Origin of the sequence: Mesorhizobium sp. M0854 (assembly GCF_040319815.1) — a bacterium.
In the GTDB taxonomy this organism is placed as follows: domain Bacteria; phylum Pseudomonadota; class Alphaproteobacteria; order Rhizobiales; family Rhizobiaceae; genus Mesorhizobium.
The window spans coordinates 65,676-81,176 of the sequence record NZ_JAMYOL010000006.1 but is presented as its reverse complement, the minus strand read 5'-3'; the positions used below and the strand labels follow the sequence as shown (position 1 = coordinate 81,176).

The following is a 15,501-nucleotide window of genomic DNA, read 5'->3' as shown; positions in this document are numbered from 1 at the left end:
AACCGCACCAGTCGAGATTTGATGGTTCATTCTTGGCTGTCAATCAGAGGCGGAATAATTTATTCCTTGGCTTGGCGTTGTCTATGACAGGCAATGGGGGAACGCATGTCCGTCCTGAAGAAGATCGAGGCCAAGCTCGAAGTCATGGCGCCCGGCGACCGCGAGATCGGTCAGTATATCGTCGATAATCCCGACCAGATGCTCCGCCTGTCGACGGCGGCGCTTGCCGCCGAGATCGGCCGCAGCCAGTCGAGCGTCGTCAAGTTCAGCCAGAAGCTCGGCTATTCCAGCTATCAGGAGCTTAAGCTCGCCGTCAGCGAGGCCAAGTCGCAGGAATGGCACGTGCCGGCCGGCATGATCCACGGTTCGATCGAGGTCGGCGACAGCTATCTGGTCATCCTGCGCAAGCTGATCGGCAGCAAGCTTTTGTCGATGCAGCAGACCGTCGCGGCCAACACCGAGCAGGAAATCGGCAAGGCCCTCGAAGCATTGAATGGTGCGCGCCGCATTCATTTGGCCGGCGTCGGCGCATCCTCGCTGGTGGCGCGCGATTTTTCCTACAAGCTGATGAAACTCGGCCGCAACGTGCTGCACGACAGCGACAGCCATGTGCAAATGGCCAATGTCTCGACGCTTGGAAGAGGTGACGTGCTGTTCGCGCTCTCCTATTCCGGGGCGAGCATCGAAACCCTGCGGATAGCTGAACTTGCCCGCAAACGTGGCACCACCGTGATCGCCGTCACCGGACTTCGCGACAATCCGCTGAGCCGGGTTGCCGACATTCGCCTCCACACGATCGCCGATGAAGAGCGCGCGCGCTCGTCATCGATAACTGCGCGTGATGCACAACTGACGCTGACCGACCTGCTGTTCATCCTGCTCGTGCAGAAGCAGCCTGACGCCAACGAATACGTCCACAACAGCGAATTGGCCGTCTCGGTGCTGAAGGCTTAGTGGTGTTCGCAGTCTCGCGTTAAGGCTCCCTGTTCTCGGAGAAATGCCCGCGCCGTAGGGCCTTCAGCGCGAGCGCGTCCGATAGGTCGACACAAGTGGCCTGACCAAATGTGGGGACCCGACCGGAAATGCCCAGGTCCAAACAACTGTTGACAACAGCATCTGTTGTTATATCAACATTCAGCCTCGAATTCGACGGCCGGGTGAGACAATGGACGACCTTGGAGCACAGGAACAAGCGGTTCTCGACCTCATTGCCGCGAACCCATTCGCCGGCCAGCAGGACATAGCAACGGTGCTCGGCATCGCCCGCTCGACGGTTGCGGCCCACATCGTGCAACTCGTCAACAAGGGATACATTCTCGGCCGTGGTTACGTCTTGCCGACGTCCAAGCGCATGGTCTGCGTCGGCGGCGCGGTGCTCGACCGCAAATACCACGCCAAGAAGGATCTGATTTTCGAGACGTCGAACCCGGTCGACGGCTATCGCAGCTTCGGCGGGGTTGCCCGCAACGTCGCCGAAAACCTTGCCCGCCTCGGCGTCGACATAAGCTTCGTCTCGATCGTCGGCGACGATGAAACCGGCCGCTCACTGGTGCAGCATCTGCGCGACCTCGGCGCCGATGTCAGCCAGGTCATCACCACCACGGAACGGGCGACGGCGGAATACGCGGCCATCCTCGACCGCAACAACGACCTCGTGCTCGGCATTGCCGACATGGAGATCTTCGATCTGTTTTCGTCGTCCTATCTCGACCGCTTCTGGCCGCATCTGGCTTCGGCGACATGGGTGTTCATCGACTGCAATCTGCCGGCCGCGACCCTCGCAGCACTGATGTCGCGCAAGCAGGGTGCGCGCTTCAAGCTCGCCGTCGACACGGTATCGGCGCCGAAATCAGCGCGCCTGCCGAAGGACCTGACCGGCATCGATCTTCTGTTCACCAATCATGACGAGGCCAATACGATGCTCGGCATGACGGATGCCGACAGGCGGCTGACGCCGGAGCAAGCAGCGGCAGCGCTGCGCGCGGCCGGCGCCGGCGAGGTGATCGTGACCGTGGGCGCGCATGGATTTGCCGTTGCGACTGAGAGCGGTGTGACGACCATGCACTCCGTCCCGGCGCAGCCCGTCGATATCACCGGCGCCGGTGACGCGATGATCGCCGGCACACTGTACAAGGTGCTTTCGGGTGAGCCGGTCGCTCATGCCGTGCGCACCGGCGCGCTGCTTGCCACACTGACCACCGAGAGCGAAGCCAGCGTCCATCCCGATCTGTCGCCGCGCTTCCTTGCCGCCGGCATGTACCGCATTCCTGCCTGAAAGCGAGATGATATGAAACCTTTCCTTGTCCACCTGAACGATGAAGTCGCTGCTGCGCTTGATGAAGGCCGCGCGGTGGTGGCATTGGAATCGACGATTATCACCCACGGCATGCCCTATCCGGCCAATCTGGAAACTGCCCGTGGTGTCGAGACCGTGGTGCGTGAAAACGGCGCCGTGCCCGCCACGATCGCAGTGGTCGCCGGCAAGATCAAGGTTGGCCTCGACGACCGTGAGCTGGAAGAGCTGGCAGCGGCAAAGGGCGTGGTCAAGGCTTCCGGGCGCGATCTCGCCGCCATCATGGTGCGCGGCGGCTCGGCCGGAACCACCGTCTCGGCGACAATGCGGATCGCCGCTTTAGCCGGGATCGGCATTTTTGCGACCGGGGGCGTGGGCGGCGTGCATCGCGGCGCCGAAGCCACTTTCGATATCTCCGCCGACCTGACCGAACTCGGCCAAACCGGCACGACCGTCGTCTGCGCCGGAGTTAAGTCGATCCTCGATATTGCGAAGACGCTGGAATATCTGGAAACTCAGCGCGTGCCGGTGATCGCCTATGGGAGCGATGATTTTCCGGCTTTCTACACCCGCTCCAGCGGGCTCAAGGCCGATCATCGCCTCGACACGCCCGATGAGATCGCGCGAGCCATGCTGCTGCATGACGAGATGGAATCCGGCACCGGCATTCTCGTCGCCAACCCTATTCCCGAAGCGGACGCGCTCGATCCGGCGTTCATCGACGGCACGATCGCAGCGGCCGTGGCTGAGGCCGAGAAGCGCGGCATCGGGCGCAAGGAACTGACGCCGTTTCTGCTTGCACGCATCAATGAGCTTTCGCAAGGCCGCAGCCTGAAGGCCAACATCGCGCTTGTCCGCAACAACGCCGCGCTTGCTGCCCGCATCGCGGTTGCGCATGCGGAATTGAAGGGCGCGACCAGATAGAGACAGCGCCCGGCCAGCGCTACGTACCTTCGATTTCAGCCCGGCGCGAGGTCGAAGATGCGCCCCGCATTGAGGATGTTGTTCGGGTCGAAGGCTGCTTTCAGGCGCCGCATGGCCGCGATCTCGGCGTCGCTGCGCACAAGGTGCAGCCATTCCTTCTTGTCCAGGCCGATGCCATGCTCGGCCGAGACGCCGCCGTCAGCCGCGGCCACACCCTGGTAGATGATCCCGTATGCGGCCGCCGGATCCGCGGTGCGGACCTGGTAATGCAGATTGCCGTCGCCGAGATGGCCGAAGACGTAGATGTCGGCGCCAGGGTCGACGGCCCTGATGCCGGCTTCTGTTTCGCCTAGGAAAGTCGCCATTCTCGCCAGTGGGATGCTGATATCGACGCCGATCAGGCCTGCCATCGAAAACAGGAAACGGTTGGCCTCCTCGCGCACCGCCCAGAGCGCCCGGAATTCGCGCGGCGATTGCGAGACGACCACGTCGTCGATCAGGCCATCTTCAACCGCCTGCATCAGCACCGCGGCAAAGCGTTCGGCGTCGCGGTCCGGCTCGCTGCCCTGTATTTCGGCCAGTACATAGACGGGTGAGCCGACCGGCAGCGGCGCCGGCGCCTCCATGCCGGCGATCATGGCGCCATAGAGCGGTGCGAAATTCACCTCATAGGCCGATAGCAAGGGCCCGAGCTTCCGCCTGAGCCGCGCAAGCAACGTGATCGCCGCGTCCAGCGAAGCAAGCGCGCAGAAGGCGGTGATCTCGGTGGCCGGCTTCGGATGCAGCCGCAGGCATGCGCGCGTGACCACGCCGAGCGTGCCTTCGCTGCCGATGAACAATTGGCTGAGGTCGTAGCCGGAGTTGTCCTTCGCCAAACCCTTGAGCGAGGTCAGAATACTGCCATCGGCAAGCACCGCTTCCAGCCCAAGCACCTGCGCCCGGTACATGCCGTAGCGCAGCACACGGATGCCGCCGGCATTGGTGGCGACATTGCCGCCGACGGTGGCCGTGCCGCGCGCTCCGATGTCGACGCCGAACAGCAAGCCGGCCGCATCGGCGGCTTCCTGCACCGCTTGCAGCGGCGCGCCGGCCTCGGCGATGATGGTCGCCGCCTCGCGGTCGAGAGCCTCAACGGAAGTCATGCGCTCCAGCGACAGCACCGCTTCGCCGCGCTGGATGCGCGCCGCGCCCGCAAGACCGGTGCGGCCACCCTGGACGACGAGCCTCTGCCCGGCCTCGTTGCACAGGCGCAGAATGTCCGACACCTCGCCGGCAGTGCGCGGTCGCAGCACGACCTCCGGCCGCGCACCGGTCTTGCCGTCGGGGTCTTCCCTGTAACGCGGCCCGGCCTCATCTGCCGAGACGATCGCCGGCCGATCCAGCCGCTTTTCCAGCCGCGACAGGAGTTCGGCAATTTTCCGCGACATGTGGCTCAAGGACATGAACGGCCCGGGCGCATCGACGCGGCCGGGAGAGGGAAGGGCGAGGGCTGTGAAAGCGGCCGTGGCTGATTTCTACTGTTCAGCAAATGTGGGGAAAACCCGCCAAGAATACAGCCGGTTGTCTTCACCATGCGTCGCTCCTGTAACAGGTCGACCATAGGCGCGGCCGGCTATTTGTCAAACCTTTGACCGCAAGCGCTTACCTGCGGGCGGCCCAGTATTCTGGACCGAGGCAAACGCTCACTCATGCGTCCCAGGCGCCTCAGCCTCGGCGCGAATGAGCTTGATGTCGCCTCCCGCCGCCCAGGCGCCGATATCCTCCCGCCGCAGTGCCGCCGCCATCATGTCCGGAAACAGATCCGGGGTGCAGGCGATGACCGGAATGCCAAGTGCCGCGAGCCGCGCTTCTCCCCGCCCCGACGCAGTATAGATAGCGGTTTGTGAAGAATTGTTATAGCTCTGGCATGGTGAAGATTGGCACGCCTTGGCCTGTTTTGATGGGGCCAGGACATGCCTCAGACGCAAATGGGGTCGACTGTTATTCGGCAGACAGAACGGGCTTTGGTAGCCGGCGGCCTAGGCGGAAGCGTTCAGGCTCTGCCCTTCAGGAACTCGATCACCATTGCCGCGGTCCAGGTGAAGCGATTGCCGCCGAGCGGCTCGCCGCTGAGGGGGTCGTAATATTCGGCAAAACCGCTCTCGGCGATCAGGTCGAGACTGGATTGCGTGATGCGTTGTGCGATTTGGCTGTGGCCGGCGGCGGCAAGGCCGTCGGCGATCATGTAGTTGACCACCAGCCAGACCGGGCCGCGCCAGTAGCGCTTTGGGTCGAAGCGCCCATCCTCAGGATCATGCGACGGGACGATGTAACGCGCTTTGCCGGCGATGCGCTCGATCGCTGCAGCGATGGTCGCTGCCCGGCTTTCCGGGATGGCCGAAAATACCGACAGAATGCCGCCGACCGACGCGCTGTCAACATGCTTTCCGGCCACTCGGTCGAAACAAATGTACTGGCCATGCGCGTCGCTCCACAGCCGTTCCATTGCCGAAAGCCCCTTTTCGGCACGGGCGCGATTGGCTTCTGCGATTTCGGTTTCGCCAAGTGCCTCGGCGAGATCGGCAAGGTCGGCGGCGGAACGGATCAGGATGGCGTTGAAGCCGGGATCGACGACCTGGAATGGCGAGGCATCGTGCAGCCGGGCATTATCCCAGCCAAGCCCGCGGAAATGCTGCAACAGCCAGACATAGCGGTCATACTGTGCCTTGGTTGGACGATGCGCCGGATCGGCGTGCAGGATGTCGCGGCGGGTGTAGGGCTCGACGCCTTCGGTCGGCACGCGCTCGAACGCCTCGTCCCAGTCGATCGAGTTGTCGCGGCCGGACTCCCATGGGTGGATTATGGCGACCAGCCCTTCGCCGTCCGGGTCGCGATTTTCGTAGAACCAGCGGTGCCAGGCGTCGATTTTCGGCAACAGCGCGCGGGCGCGCTCGGCCGCCAGGGTCTTGTCCTTGGCCTGGTCGAACAAGCGGCGCACGGCAAAGCCGGCGACCGCCGGCTGGGTGATGCCGGAGGTGGCAGTCGGGCGATTGGTTCGCCAGACCTCCGGCCCGGGGAAATAGCCGTCGCTCCAGACATGGAAGACGATGTGCGGCACCATGCCGTCTGGCCATTGGTGGGCGAACAGCGTGTCGATCTCGGTCCAGGCGCGCGCCTCGTCATAGTGGGCAAGGCCGACCGCGGTCAGGCAGGAATCCCAGTTCCACTGAAACGGGTAGAGGCCCTTGGTCGGTATGGTGTAGGTGCCTTGGTCATTTTCCCTGAGCACCTCGACGGCGCGGGCGATGGTTTCGTCGACAGCAAGAGATATCATCGGGCGTTCGTACTTTCAGAATCGAAGGGGATCAAAGGGCGTTGGTGGTTTCGGGATCGAACCAGCGGATGCGATCGGGTTTGGGGGAAAGCCGCAAGTGATCGCCGACGGCGACCGTGGCATTCGATTCGAGGATGGCGCGGAACAGGCCGCCCTCGACGTCGCAGGTGACCAGCGTGTGCGGTCCGAGCGGCTCGACAACGCGCACCGTGGCGTTAATACCTTCGTTGCCGGCGTCTACATCCTCGGGGCGAATGGCGAATTCTATCGTCTGCTTGTCCGATTTGGGGCCGGGCAGCGTCAGCCCGGCGACGGTCCAACTGCCGTCGGCCGTCTTCGTCGCCGGGATGAAATTCATCGGCGGGTTGCCGATGAAGGAGCCGACGAAGCGGGCCGCCGGATTGCGGTAGACCTCTACCGGCGAGGCGGCCTGGACGATACGGCCCTGATGCATGACGGCGATGCGGTCGGCAAGGCTCATCGCCTCGACCTGGTCGTGGGTAACGTAGATGGTGGTGGTCTTGGACGCCGCGAGCACACCTTTGAGCTCGGCGCGCATTTCGAGTCGCAGCAGCGCGTCCAGGTTGGACAGCGGCTCGTCCATCAAGATCACGTCAGGCTCCATCGCCAGGGCGCGGGCCACAGCCACGCGTTGGCGCTGACCGCCGGAAAGCTGGCCCGAATAGCGCTTCAAAAGCTGTTCGATATGCATTAGCTCGGCGGTGCGGTTGACGCGCCCGTCGACCTCCTGCTGCGGCAGCTTCTTCATGCGCAGGCCGAAGGCGATATTCTCGAATACCGTCAGGTGCGGAAACACGGCGTAATTCTGGAACACCATAGCGATGCCGCGTTCGCGCGGCGGCAGATGGTCGACGCGACGGCCGCCGATCCAGACCTCGCCCTGGCTTGGCGTTTCCAGCCCGGCGACGATCCTCAGCAGCGTGGTCTTGCCGCAACCCGAGGCGCCGAGCAGCACCATGAATTCCTGGTCGGCGATGGTCAGGTCGATCGAATGCAGCGCGGTGAAGCCGCCGAAACGTTTTGCCACCTGCTTGATGACGATCTCAGCCATCGGCGTTCTCTTTTGTGCGCGTCATCGATTGGCGATCCCCCACATGGCGAACAGATATTTGCGGACGGCAAAAATGAAGATCAGTGCCGGGATAACCAAGGCAGCACCGCCGGTGAATTTGAGGTAGAGCGGCGATTCGCCAAGGCTCTGCAGCAGGAAGGCGGTCAGCGTCCGGTTCTCGATGGTGAGCACGGCGGCGGCAAACACCTCGTTCCAGGAGATGGTGAAGGCAAACACCGCGGACGCCGCGATGCCCGGCAGCGCCAGCGGCAGAATGACTTTTCGGAATGCCTGCAATCTCGTGCAGCCGAGCGTCCAGGCCGCCTCCTCCAGCTCGACGGGAATGCCGGAGAACAGCGAGAAGGTGATCAGCACCGCAAACGGCAGCGCCAGCGTGGTGTGGACCAGCGCCAGCCCGATCGCGGTGTCGTCGAGGCCGGTGCGGATGAACATCACCGCCAGCGGCAGCGCCAGCAGCGGCAGCGGGAAGGCGCGGGTCATCAGCACAAGGAAACGGAACGTTTCCTTGCCTGGGAAATCGAAGCGCGACAGTGCGTAGCCCGCGGGTGCGCCGAAGCCGATCGAGAGGAGCATCGTCAGCGTGGCGACGAGAACGGAGTTCCACAGCGCCTTGGCGACGCCGGCGAAATTGATGAAGAAAGAAAGGCTGCCGAAATCGAATGACGGGAAGAAGCGCTTGGGAAAGGCGGTCACCTCTTCCGGCGACGACAGCGCGTTGACGATCAACAGATAGATCGGCAGCAGCACCCAGACGCAAAGCAGGATGACCGTTGCGACCAGCAACCAGTTGCCGGCTTTGCGGGCCTCAGGCGCGGCGATCGAGATCTCCGCGACAGTGCTCATATCCGCGCCTCCTTCGGCACACGCAGCACACGCAGGAAGAACAGTGTGAAACCGATCGAGATGGCGAGGATGAACAGCGCCATGGCGGCGGCGACATTGTGGTCCTGCAGCGTGAACTGCCAATTGTAGGTCTCGCCCATCAGCACCGGCAGATTGGTGCCGCCGAGTGCTGCAACCACGGCAAAGACCTCAAAGGCAAGGATGACGCGCAGGATGATCGCCGTCTGCAGGCTTGGGCGCAGCAGAGGCAGCGTGATCTTGATGAAGCGCTTCCACGGGCTAGCGCCAAAAACCTCCGCCGCCTCGTAGTATTCCCGGGGGATCAGCCCCATGCCGGCGACCAGAATGACCATCATGATGGCGGTCGCGCGCCAGATCTCGGCCAGCGCCACGGCGATGAAGATCGTCAGCTTGCTCTGGTAGCCGAGGAACATGACCGGGCTGTCGATGACGCCGAGATTGGAGAGCAAGGTGTTCAGGAAGCCGGACTGGTCGAAGATGGCGAGCCAGATCAGCCCGGCGGCCAGATCGGAGATGCCGAGCGGAATGGCGAAGATATAAAGCGCGGCGCTGCGTCCCGTTTCGAGCCGCGACACCGCGGTTGCCATCAGCAGTGCCATAACCAACTGAATCGGCACGACGACGACGCTCAGCAGTAGCGTATTGCGGACAGTGACCGGAAACTTCCAGCTGCCCGCCATGGTGCGGAAATTGTCGAGCGTAAAGCCGCCGTCGCGGGTGAACGCCTCGAAGGCGACCAACACGAACGGGTAGAGGAAGAAGACGCAGAGGAACAGCGTCGCCGGTGTCAGCAGCAGATAGGGCAGGGCCTTGCTGTGCATGGAGCGCTCTCTATTCGAAGCTTCAAAAGGGGTGGGCGCCCGGCGCGCTGGAAATCCGGACGCCCGGGAGGATTCTTAATCGACCGGGCAGGCGCCTTGCGAGGGCTTGTCGGGCGCCCAGCACGGCGCCTCCGCCTGTTCGATGATCGCTTTCAGCGCCGTCGCCTGTTCGTCGAGCACGCCGTGCACATCCTCGCCGCCGAGCACGATGCGCTCGAAGCTGTCGGTGTAGATCTGATTGAACTTGCCGCCGAGGCCGCCAAGTCCCATCGGCAGCAGCGCCGGCAACGCATCGGGAGCTCCGGTCATGGTGGCGATCACTGGGCTGAAGGCCTTCACCGAGGCCGGCATGTCGTCGGGCAGCTTGACGTCGACGATCGGGAAGAAGCTTGTCGCCTTCAGCGTCGCGATCTGGGTTTCCGGTTTCAGCATATAGGCGACCAGCGCCTTGGCCTTGTCCATGTCAGGCGAGGTCTTCGGGATAGCGACACCGGCCACCACCGGCATGTAGCCGCGGCCTGCCGGGCCAGCCGGCGCCGGGAAGGCGACAAACTCGTCGGGTTTCTGGTTGAAGGCGTCGGCGAGGCGCGCCACGTGATCGAATGCCACCCAGACTTCGCCGGTCAGCAGCGGCTCCTGCATGAAGGCATAGTTGGTCGAATTCGGGTTGGTGTATTGCCACAAGTCCTTGAGCTTATTCCACGCCGTCTCGGCCTCCGCCGAGCGGAACTTCGTCACCATTGAGCCGGTATACGATGGAAGGAGAAAACCCTCGAAGAAACGGTGCTTCAGCCCTTTCGGGCCGGCCGGAAAACCGAATTTGGGCGAACCGGTCTTTTCAGCGATGTTTTTCGCCCACTCGATCAGTTGGTCATAAGTGATGGTGTTGAGATCGGTGCCGGCCGGCAGATATTGCAGCGCCTGTTTGTTGGCCGCCATCAGAAAGGTGGCCTGCATCCATGGCAGGTACTTCTGCTCGCCGGTGCCGAGCATGCCGAGCTTCTTGTAGGTCTCGTTGACCGTGACGCCACCGAGATCGACGCCAGAGAGATCGACAAGGTTCGCGCCGACGGTGGAGAAGTCTCCGTGCAGGCCGCCGAGCACGCCTATGGTGCCGGCGCCGGCCTGCAGTTCGGCCTGAAGGCGGGTGAGCCAGGGCCCGTCCTCGGCGACCTGATAGTCGACCTGGCCGTCAAACCCCTTCAGCACTTCGCTGCGCATCTTCTGCGTCTCTTCCACTGGTCGCGCCTGTGTCGACCAGAACAACACCTGCTGGGCTTGTGCTGCGCCGGCAGCAAGCGACAACGCCAGCACCGCACCTGCCAATGTCCTCAACGCATTCATCGTCGTCTTCCTCCCTGGTTGTGCGCCGCTAAGGCGTCAGTTCCGTCCTGTGGGTGCCGGGCCATGGCTTGCCCGCGAGACAAGTGTCGGCCGGACCAGCCGCGTCAGTGGCGCGTCCGGCCTGTCGCCGATGACGGTCAGCAGCATCTCGCCGATCTCGCGCGCGCACCGGCGGATCGAGGCGTCGAAAGTGGTCAGCCCCGGCGGCGCATAGGCGGAGGCGGCTATGTTGTCGAAGCCGATCACCGAAAGGTCTCGAGGAATGGCAAGTCCGGCGCGCCCCGCCTCTTCCATCACAGTCAGCGCCAGCTCGTCGAACAGTGCGACAATCGCCGTCGGCCGCTCGGTGGCGTGCAGAAGCCGGTTGATTGCCTGGATGCGGGCACCGCGATCGAAACGCGGCGCCGTCGCCACATCGAGGCTGACGGACGGATCGCCCCGGCGGGCGATCGCGGCGGCGAGCCCGTCCTGCCTGAGATGGCGAAATGTCATCGGCTCGGAAATCGTCACCAGGCCGAAATGGCGGTGTCCGAGATCGTAGAGCATGTCGAAGGCCTCGCCGAATGCGTGCGCGCCATCGGTATCGAGCCAATGGTAGGCAAAGTCGCCGTCGAGCAGCCGGCCATGCGCGACGAACGGGAAATTGCGGTGACGCAGATAGGCAAGCCGCTCGTCGACCTCGGCGATGCGGGTGACGACGACGCCGTCGGCGCGCCCGGATTCGACGACATGGCGAAGCACGGAAAGTTCCGACTGGCCTTGCGCTGCTGCGGCCAGGATCAGGTCGGAGCCGTGCGAAACCAGCCCTTCGCCGAGCCCTGTGACGAATTCACCGAGGAAGGAGTCGACCAGATTGGGGCCGCGGATCGGAAGCACCATGCCGACAAAGCCGCTGCGGCCGGAGACCAGCGTGCGGGCTGCGGTGTTCGGCACATAGCCGGCCTGGCGCGCGGCCTCGGTGACACGTTGGCGCGTTTTCAAGGCGATCTGCTCGTGGCCGGCAAGGGCGCGCGAAACGGTCGTGATCGACAGGCCGAGCTGCGCAGCAAGTTCCTTGAGGGTCGTAACGCGGGCCGGCATCGTTCCTCCCGAACGAAGTTTGAAACGTTTGTAATCAGTTCAAGCGAAATTGCAAACGTTTTAAATGGCGCGCGGTCGGTGTTGTTTCTTGCCCGTTGGTTAGCGCGGCCCTATTCGGCCGGCCGGCAAGCTCCTGGCCGGAGATTTAAACGCAGCGGTTGCTTGACTCGGGCGATGCGTTGTGAAAAATTTTGCAGCAACTGATAAAAATATCAAAGGGCGGAAATGGTTGGTTTTGGCAACGGCCTGCTGCGCGATGATGAGACAGGCATGGCAGCCCGTGCCGCCTGGCTTCACTATGCCGGCGGCCTGACCCAGTCGGAAGTCGCCAAGCGGCTCGGCCTGACCAGCCTCAAGGCGCATCGCCTGATCACCAAGGCCAATCAGGAAGGCCTGGTCAAAGTCTACATCGACGGCGAAGTCTCAGAATGCGTGGAGCTTGAGGATGAGTTGTCCGGGCGGTACGGCCTCGACTACTGCGAGGTGGTTCCGGACTTCGATGCCGAAGACCTGCCGCTCAAGGCGCTCGGCATTGCTGGCGCGCAGTTTCTCAAGCGCGAGATCGAACGCGGCGAAGAGGCGCTGATTGGCGTCGGCCACGGCCGCACGCTTGCCGCCTGCGTGGAATATCTGCCGCGCATATCGGCCGGCAGGATCCGTTTCGTCTCGCTGCTTGGCGGCCTGACGCGCAAGTTCTCGGCCAATCCGCATGACGTCATCCACCGCGTCGCCGAGCGGACTGGTGCGGAGGCCTATGTGATGCCCGTACCGATGTTCGCCAACACGGTCGAGGATCGAACAGTGTTGCTCGGGCAGAAAGGCGTCAGCGATGTCTTCGACCTCGCCAAGTCCGCCGACTTGCTCATCGCCGGCATCGGCACCGCCGAACGTGAGGCCTCGCTTGTCGCCACCGGTATGATCGAGAAGGGCGAGATGGAGGAGATCCGCCGCAACGGCGGTGTCGGCGAACTGCTCGGCCATTTCTTCGACGATGCCGGAAAGGCCGTTGCGACGACGCTTTCCGACCGGGCGCTGGCACTGGCGCGCGAAGACATCAGCAACCGCAGGATTGTCGCCGTCGCCGGCGGCAAGGTGAAGGTTCGCGCCATCAAGTCAGTGCTGGAGGGCCGTTATCTCAAAGGCTTGATAACCGACGAGCGGACGGCGCGATCGCTCGTGGAACAGACGCCGGTCGGGTAGCCGGCAACCATTTCGTTGAAACTACCCTGTGGAGGAGAAGAGAAATGCATGAGAAAGAGAAAGACCTCATCGACGCATTCCTGCGTGGACAAGTCGACCGCCGTGGGCTGATCAAGGGCCTCGGTGCAATGGGCCTTGCCGCCAGCACCGCCGGCACACTGCTCAATTTCGGGCAGACCCGCGCCCTGGCGGCTGATTTCGACTGGCAGGCGCATAAGGGCAAAACCATCAAGCTGTTGCTCAACAAGCATCCTTACGCCGATGCGATGATCGCCAACCTCGACAATTTCAAGAAGCTGACCGGCATGGAAGTCGTCTATGACGTGTTCCCCGAAGACGTCTATTTCGACAAGGTTACCGCCGCGCTGTCGGCCAGCTCGCCCGAATACGATGCCTTCATGACCGGCGCCTACATGACCTGGACCTACGGCCCGGCCGGCTGGATCACCGACCTCAATGAATGGATCAAGGATCCGGCCAAGACCAACCCGAAATATGCCTGGGACGACTTCCTGCCCGGCGTCAGGAGTTCCACCGCCTGGAACGGTCAGCCGGGCGGCGCGCTGGGTTCTGAAGACGCCAAGCAATGGTGCATTCCGTGGGGCTTCGAGCAGAACAACATCACCTACAACAAGGGCATGTTCGACAAGGTCGGCGTCAGCGTTCCCGGCAATATGGATGAGATGGTCGCTACGGCCGCGAAGCTCACCAAGGACGTCGGCGGTGGCGTTTACGGCATCGGCGTGCGCGGCTCGCGCTCCTGGGCGACGATCCACCCGGGCTTCCTGTCGGCCTACGCCAATTTCGACCAGAAGGACCTGAACGTCTCGGCTGACGGCAAGCTGTCGGCCGCGATGAACACCGCCGAATCCAAGGCTTTCCACAAGCAGTGGGTCCAGATGATCCAGGAGAGCGGCCCGAAGGACTGGTCGACCTACACCTGGTACCAGGTCGGCACCGATCTCGGTGCAGGTGCTTCGGCGATGATTTACGACGCCGACATCCTTGGCTACTTCATGAATGGCGGCGACAACAAGATGGCCGGCAAGCTCGCATTTTCGGCATTCAAGGCCAATCCTGCCGCCAAGGCGCCCACGCCCAATATCTGGATCTGGTCGCTGTCGATGTCCAACTTCTCCAAGGACAAGGACGCAACCTGGTACTTCATGCAATGGGCATCCGGACCCGAGCATGCATTGTTCGGTGCGACCAAGATGGACTTCGTCAATCCGGTTCGTCAGTCGGTCTGGAACGACGAGATGTTCCGCGAGAAGCTGAACAAGAGCTATCCGGGTTATGTCGAGATGTTCGACGTCTCGGCGCCGGGCGCCAGCATCAAGTTCACCCCGCAGCCGCTGTTCTTCGATCTCACCACCGAATGGGCGGCGACACTGCAGAAGATGGTGGCCAAGGAAGTGCCGGTCGACGAGGGCCTCGACAAGCTGGCCGAGAGCATCAACAGCCAGCTCAAGGAAGCCGGGCTCGGCTAAGCCGCGGCCAAGGCTGGCCCGTCCGCGGGCCAGCCTTTGAGATGTGATACGTTTGCGACGCGGTCCCGAAAGGTGCCGCCTGCTCGCCCGACCGGCCGCCTTGCTCCCTTGGGCGGCCGGGACGGCGAAGCAACAGGATGACGGAGCAGCCGATGACTGCGGCGACAATACAAAGAAACAGGCCGTCGAGCTTCAGGATCAGCAAGCGGGTGCTGCCCTATCTCCTCAGCCTGCCGGCTCTGCTGGTCTGCATCGGCATCCTGATCCCGTTCCTGACGTCGGTGGTCTATTCGTTCCAGCGCTACCGGTTGAGCCAACCCTGGGCGCGGCAGTTCAACTGGGGCGACAACTATATCTCCTTCTTCACCGACCCGAAGTTCTGGAACACGCTGGAGATATCGCTGCTATACGCCGGCATCACCGTTGTGCTTGAACTGCTTCTCGGTCTCGGCATCGCCATGCTGCTGCAAAAGCGCTCGACGCTGAACAACTTCATCTCGATCATGCTGCTGATGCCGCTGATGACGGCGCCGGCGCTCGCCGCGCTGATGTGGAAGCTGATGACCAATCCCGGTTTCGGCGTGCTCAGCTATCTCGCCAGCCTGATCGGGTTGCAGGATTTCCGCTGGGCCTCGTCTCCGTCGACGGCGCTGCTCACCGTCGTGCTCGTCGACATTTGGGTCTACACCCCCTTCATCATGATCCTGCTGCTTGCAGGCCTGCGCAGCCTGCCGACGCAGCCCTTCGAGGCGGCAGCACTCGACGGCGTGCCACGCAGCTTCGTCTTCTTCCGCATCACACTGCCGATGCTGACCCCCTACATCCTGACGGCGACCCTGTTCCGCCTGCTTGATTCCATCCAGCAGTTCGACATCATCTACGCCATGACGCAGGGCGGTCCGGGCGACACGCTGACCGTGTTCCAGGTCGAGGCCTATCTCAATTTCTTCCAGTCGACCAATGTCGGCCGCTCGGCGGCACTGATGATCATCCTGTGGGCGATCACCTATTTCCTCTCGAACATTTTCATCAAGAATTGGCTGCGGCTGCGCGAACGCGCCCGCGGCCAGGCATAGGAG

General features: G+C 63.0%; 13 protein-coding genes. 6 read left to right on the top strand and 7 right to left on the bottom strand.

All coding sequences use genetic code 11. The features are described from left to right. Positions 1–105: 105 nt before the first annotated feature. From NKH99_RS12515 to NKH99_RS12505, 3 genes are all read left to right on the top strand, one after another. Positions 106–954, top strand: a complete 849-nt coding sequence (locus NKH99_RS12515; RefSeq protein ID WP_352472245.1) for a MurR/RpiR family transcriptional regulator — start codon at positions 106–108, stop codon at positions 952–954. A gap of 211 nt (positions 955–1,165) precedes the next feature. Then, positions 1,166–2,275 (top strand): carbohydrate kinase, encoded by a 1,110-nt coding sequence (locus NKH99_RS12510; RefSeq protein WP_353014269.1) that lies wholly within the window; start codon positions 1,166–1,168, stop codon positions 2,273–2,275. 12 nt (positions 2,276–2,287) lie between these two features. Next, on the top strand, positions 2,288–3,217 hold the full coding sequence (locus NKH99_RS12505; RefSeq protein ID WP_352502990.1) for a pseudouridine-5'-phosphate glycosidase: 930 nt from the start codon (positions 2,288–2,290) through the stop codon (positions 3,215–3,217). 35 nt (positions 3,218–3,252) lie between these two features. Here NKH99_RS12505 and NKH99_RS12500 read toward each other — a convergent pair whose 3' ends face one another. The 7 genes from NKH99_RS12500 to NKH99_RS12470 all read right to left on the bottom strand — a co-directional run bounded on the left by NKH99_RS12500 (position 3,253) and on the right by NKH99_RS12470 (position 11,732). Continuing rightward, complete coding sequence (locus NKH99_RS12500) at positions 3,253–4,644, bottom strand: FAD-binding oxidoreductase (RefSeq protein ID WP_353014267.1); 1,392 nt, start codon at positions 4,642–4,644, stop codon at positions 3,253–3,255. A 605-nt stretch (positions 4,645–5,249) separates the two neighbouring features. Further along, positions 5,250–6,530 (bottom strand): amylo-alpha-1,6-glucosidase, encoded by a 1,281-nt coding sequence (locus NKH99_RS12495; RefSeq protein WP_353014265.1) that lies wholly within the window; start codon positions 6,528–6,530, stop codon positions 5,250–5,252. 31 nt (positions 6,531–6,561) lie between these two features. Further along, entirely contained in the window at positions 6,562–7,602 is a 1,041-nt protein-coding gene (locus NKH99_RS12490) for an ABC transporter ATP-binding protein (RefSeq protein WP_352455248.1), read from the bottom strand. Positions 7,603–7,623: 21 nt separating this feature from the next. Then, positions 7,624–8,466, bottom strand: coding sequence for a carbohydrate ABC transporter permease (locus NKH99_RS12485; RefSeq protein ID WP_352845045.1), 843 nt, complete (start codon positions 8,464–8,466; stop codon positions 7,624–7,626). Then, positions 8,463–9,308, bottom strand: a complete 846-nt coding sequence (locus tag NKH99_RS12480) for a carbohydrate ABC transporter permease (protein WP_352472253.1) — start codon at positions 9,306–9,308, stop codon at positions 8,463–8,465. The genes NKH99_RS12485 and NKH99_RS12480 overlap by 4 nt, the downstream gene beginning before the upstream one ends. A gap of 75 nt (positions 9,309–9,383) precedes the next feature. Next, positions 9,384–10,652, bottom strand: coding sequence for an ABC transporter substrate-binding protein (locus tag NKH99_RS12475; RefSeq protein ID WP_353014263.1), 1,269 nt, complete (start codon positions 10,650–10,652; stop codon positions 9,384–9,386). Between the two features lie 36 nt (positions 10,653–10,688). Next, positions 10,689–11,732, bottom strand: coding sequence for a LacI family DNA-binding transcriptional regulator (locus NKH99_RS12470; RefSeq protein ID WP_353014261.1), 1,044 nt, complete (start codon positions 11,730–11,732; stop codon positions 10,689–10,691). A gap of 225 nt (positions 11,733–11,957) precedes the next feature. On the opposite strand from NKH99_RS12470, the gene NKH99_RS12465 reads away from it, so the two are divergent. The 3 genes from NKH99_RS12465 (at position 11,958) to NKH99_RS12455 (ending at position 15,498) form a co-directional block, all read left to right on the top strand. Continuing rightward, positions 11,958–12,932 carry a sugar-binding transcriptional regulator gene (locus NKH99_RS12465; RefSeq protein ID WP_023676028.1) on the top strand — a complete coding sequence of 325 codons (975 nt, stop codon included), beginning with the start codon at positions 11,958–11,960 and terminating at the stop codon, positions 12,930–12,932. A gap of 44 nt (positions 12,933–12,976) precedes the next feature. Continuing rightward, positions 12,977–14,422: an ABC transporter substrate-binding protein gene (locus NKH99_RS12460; RefSeq protein WP_352680411.1), complete on the top strand. Its 1,446-nt coding sequence runs from the start codon at positions 12,977–12,979 to the stop codon at positions 14,420–14,422. A gap of 152 nt (positions 14,423–14,574) precedes the next feature. Next, positions 14,575–15,498, top strand: a complete 924-nt coding sequence (locus NKH99_RS12455) for a carbohydrate ABC transporter permease (protein ID WP_353014259.1) — start codon at positions 14,575–14,577, stop codon at positions 15,496–15,498. Positions 15,499–15,501: the final 3 nt, after the last annotated feature.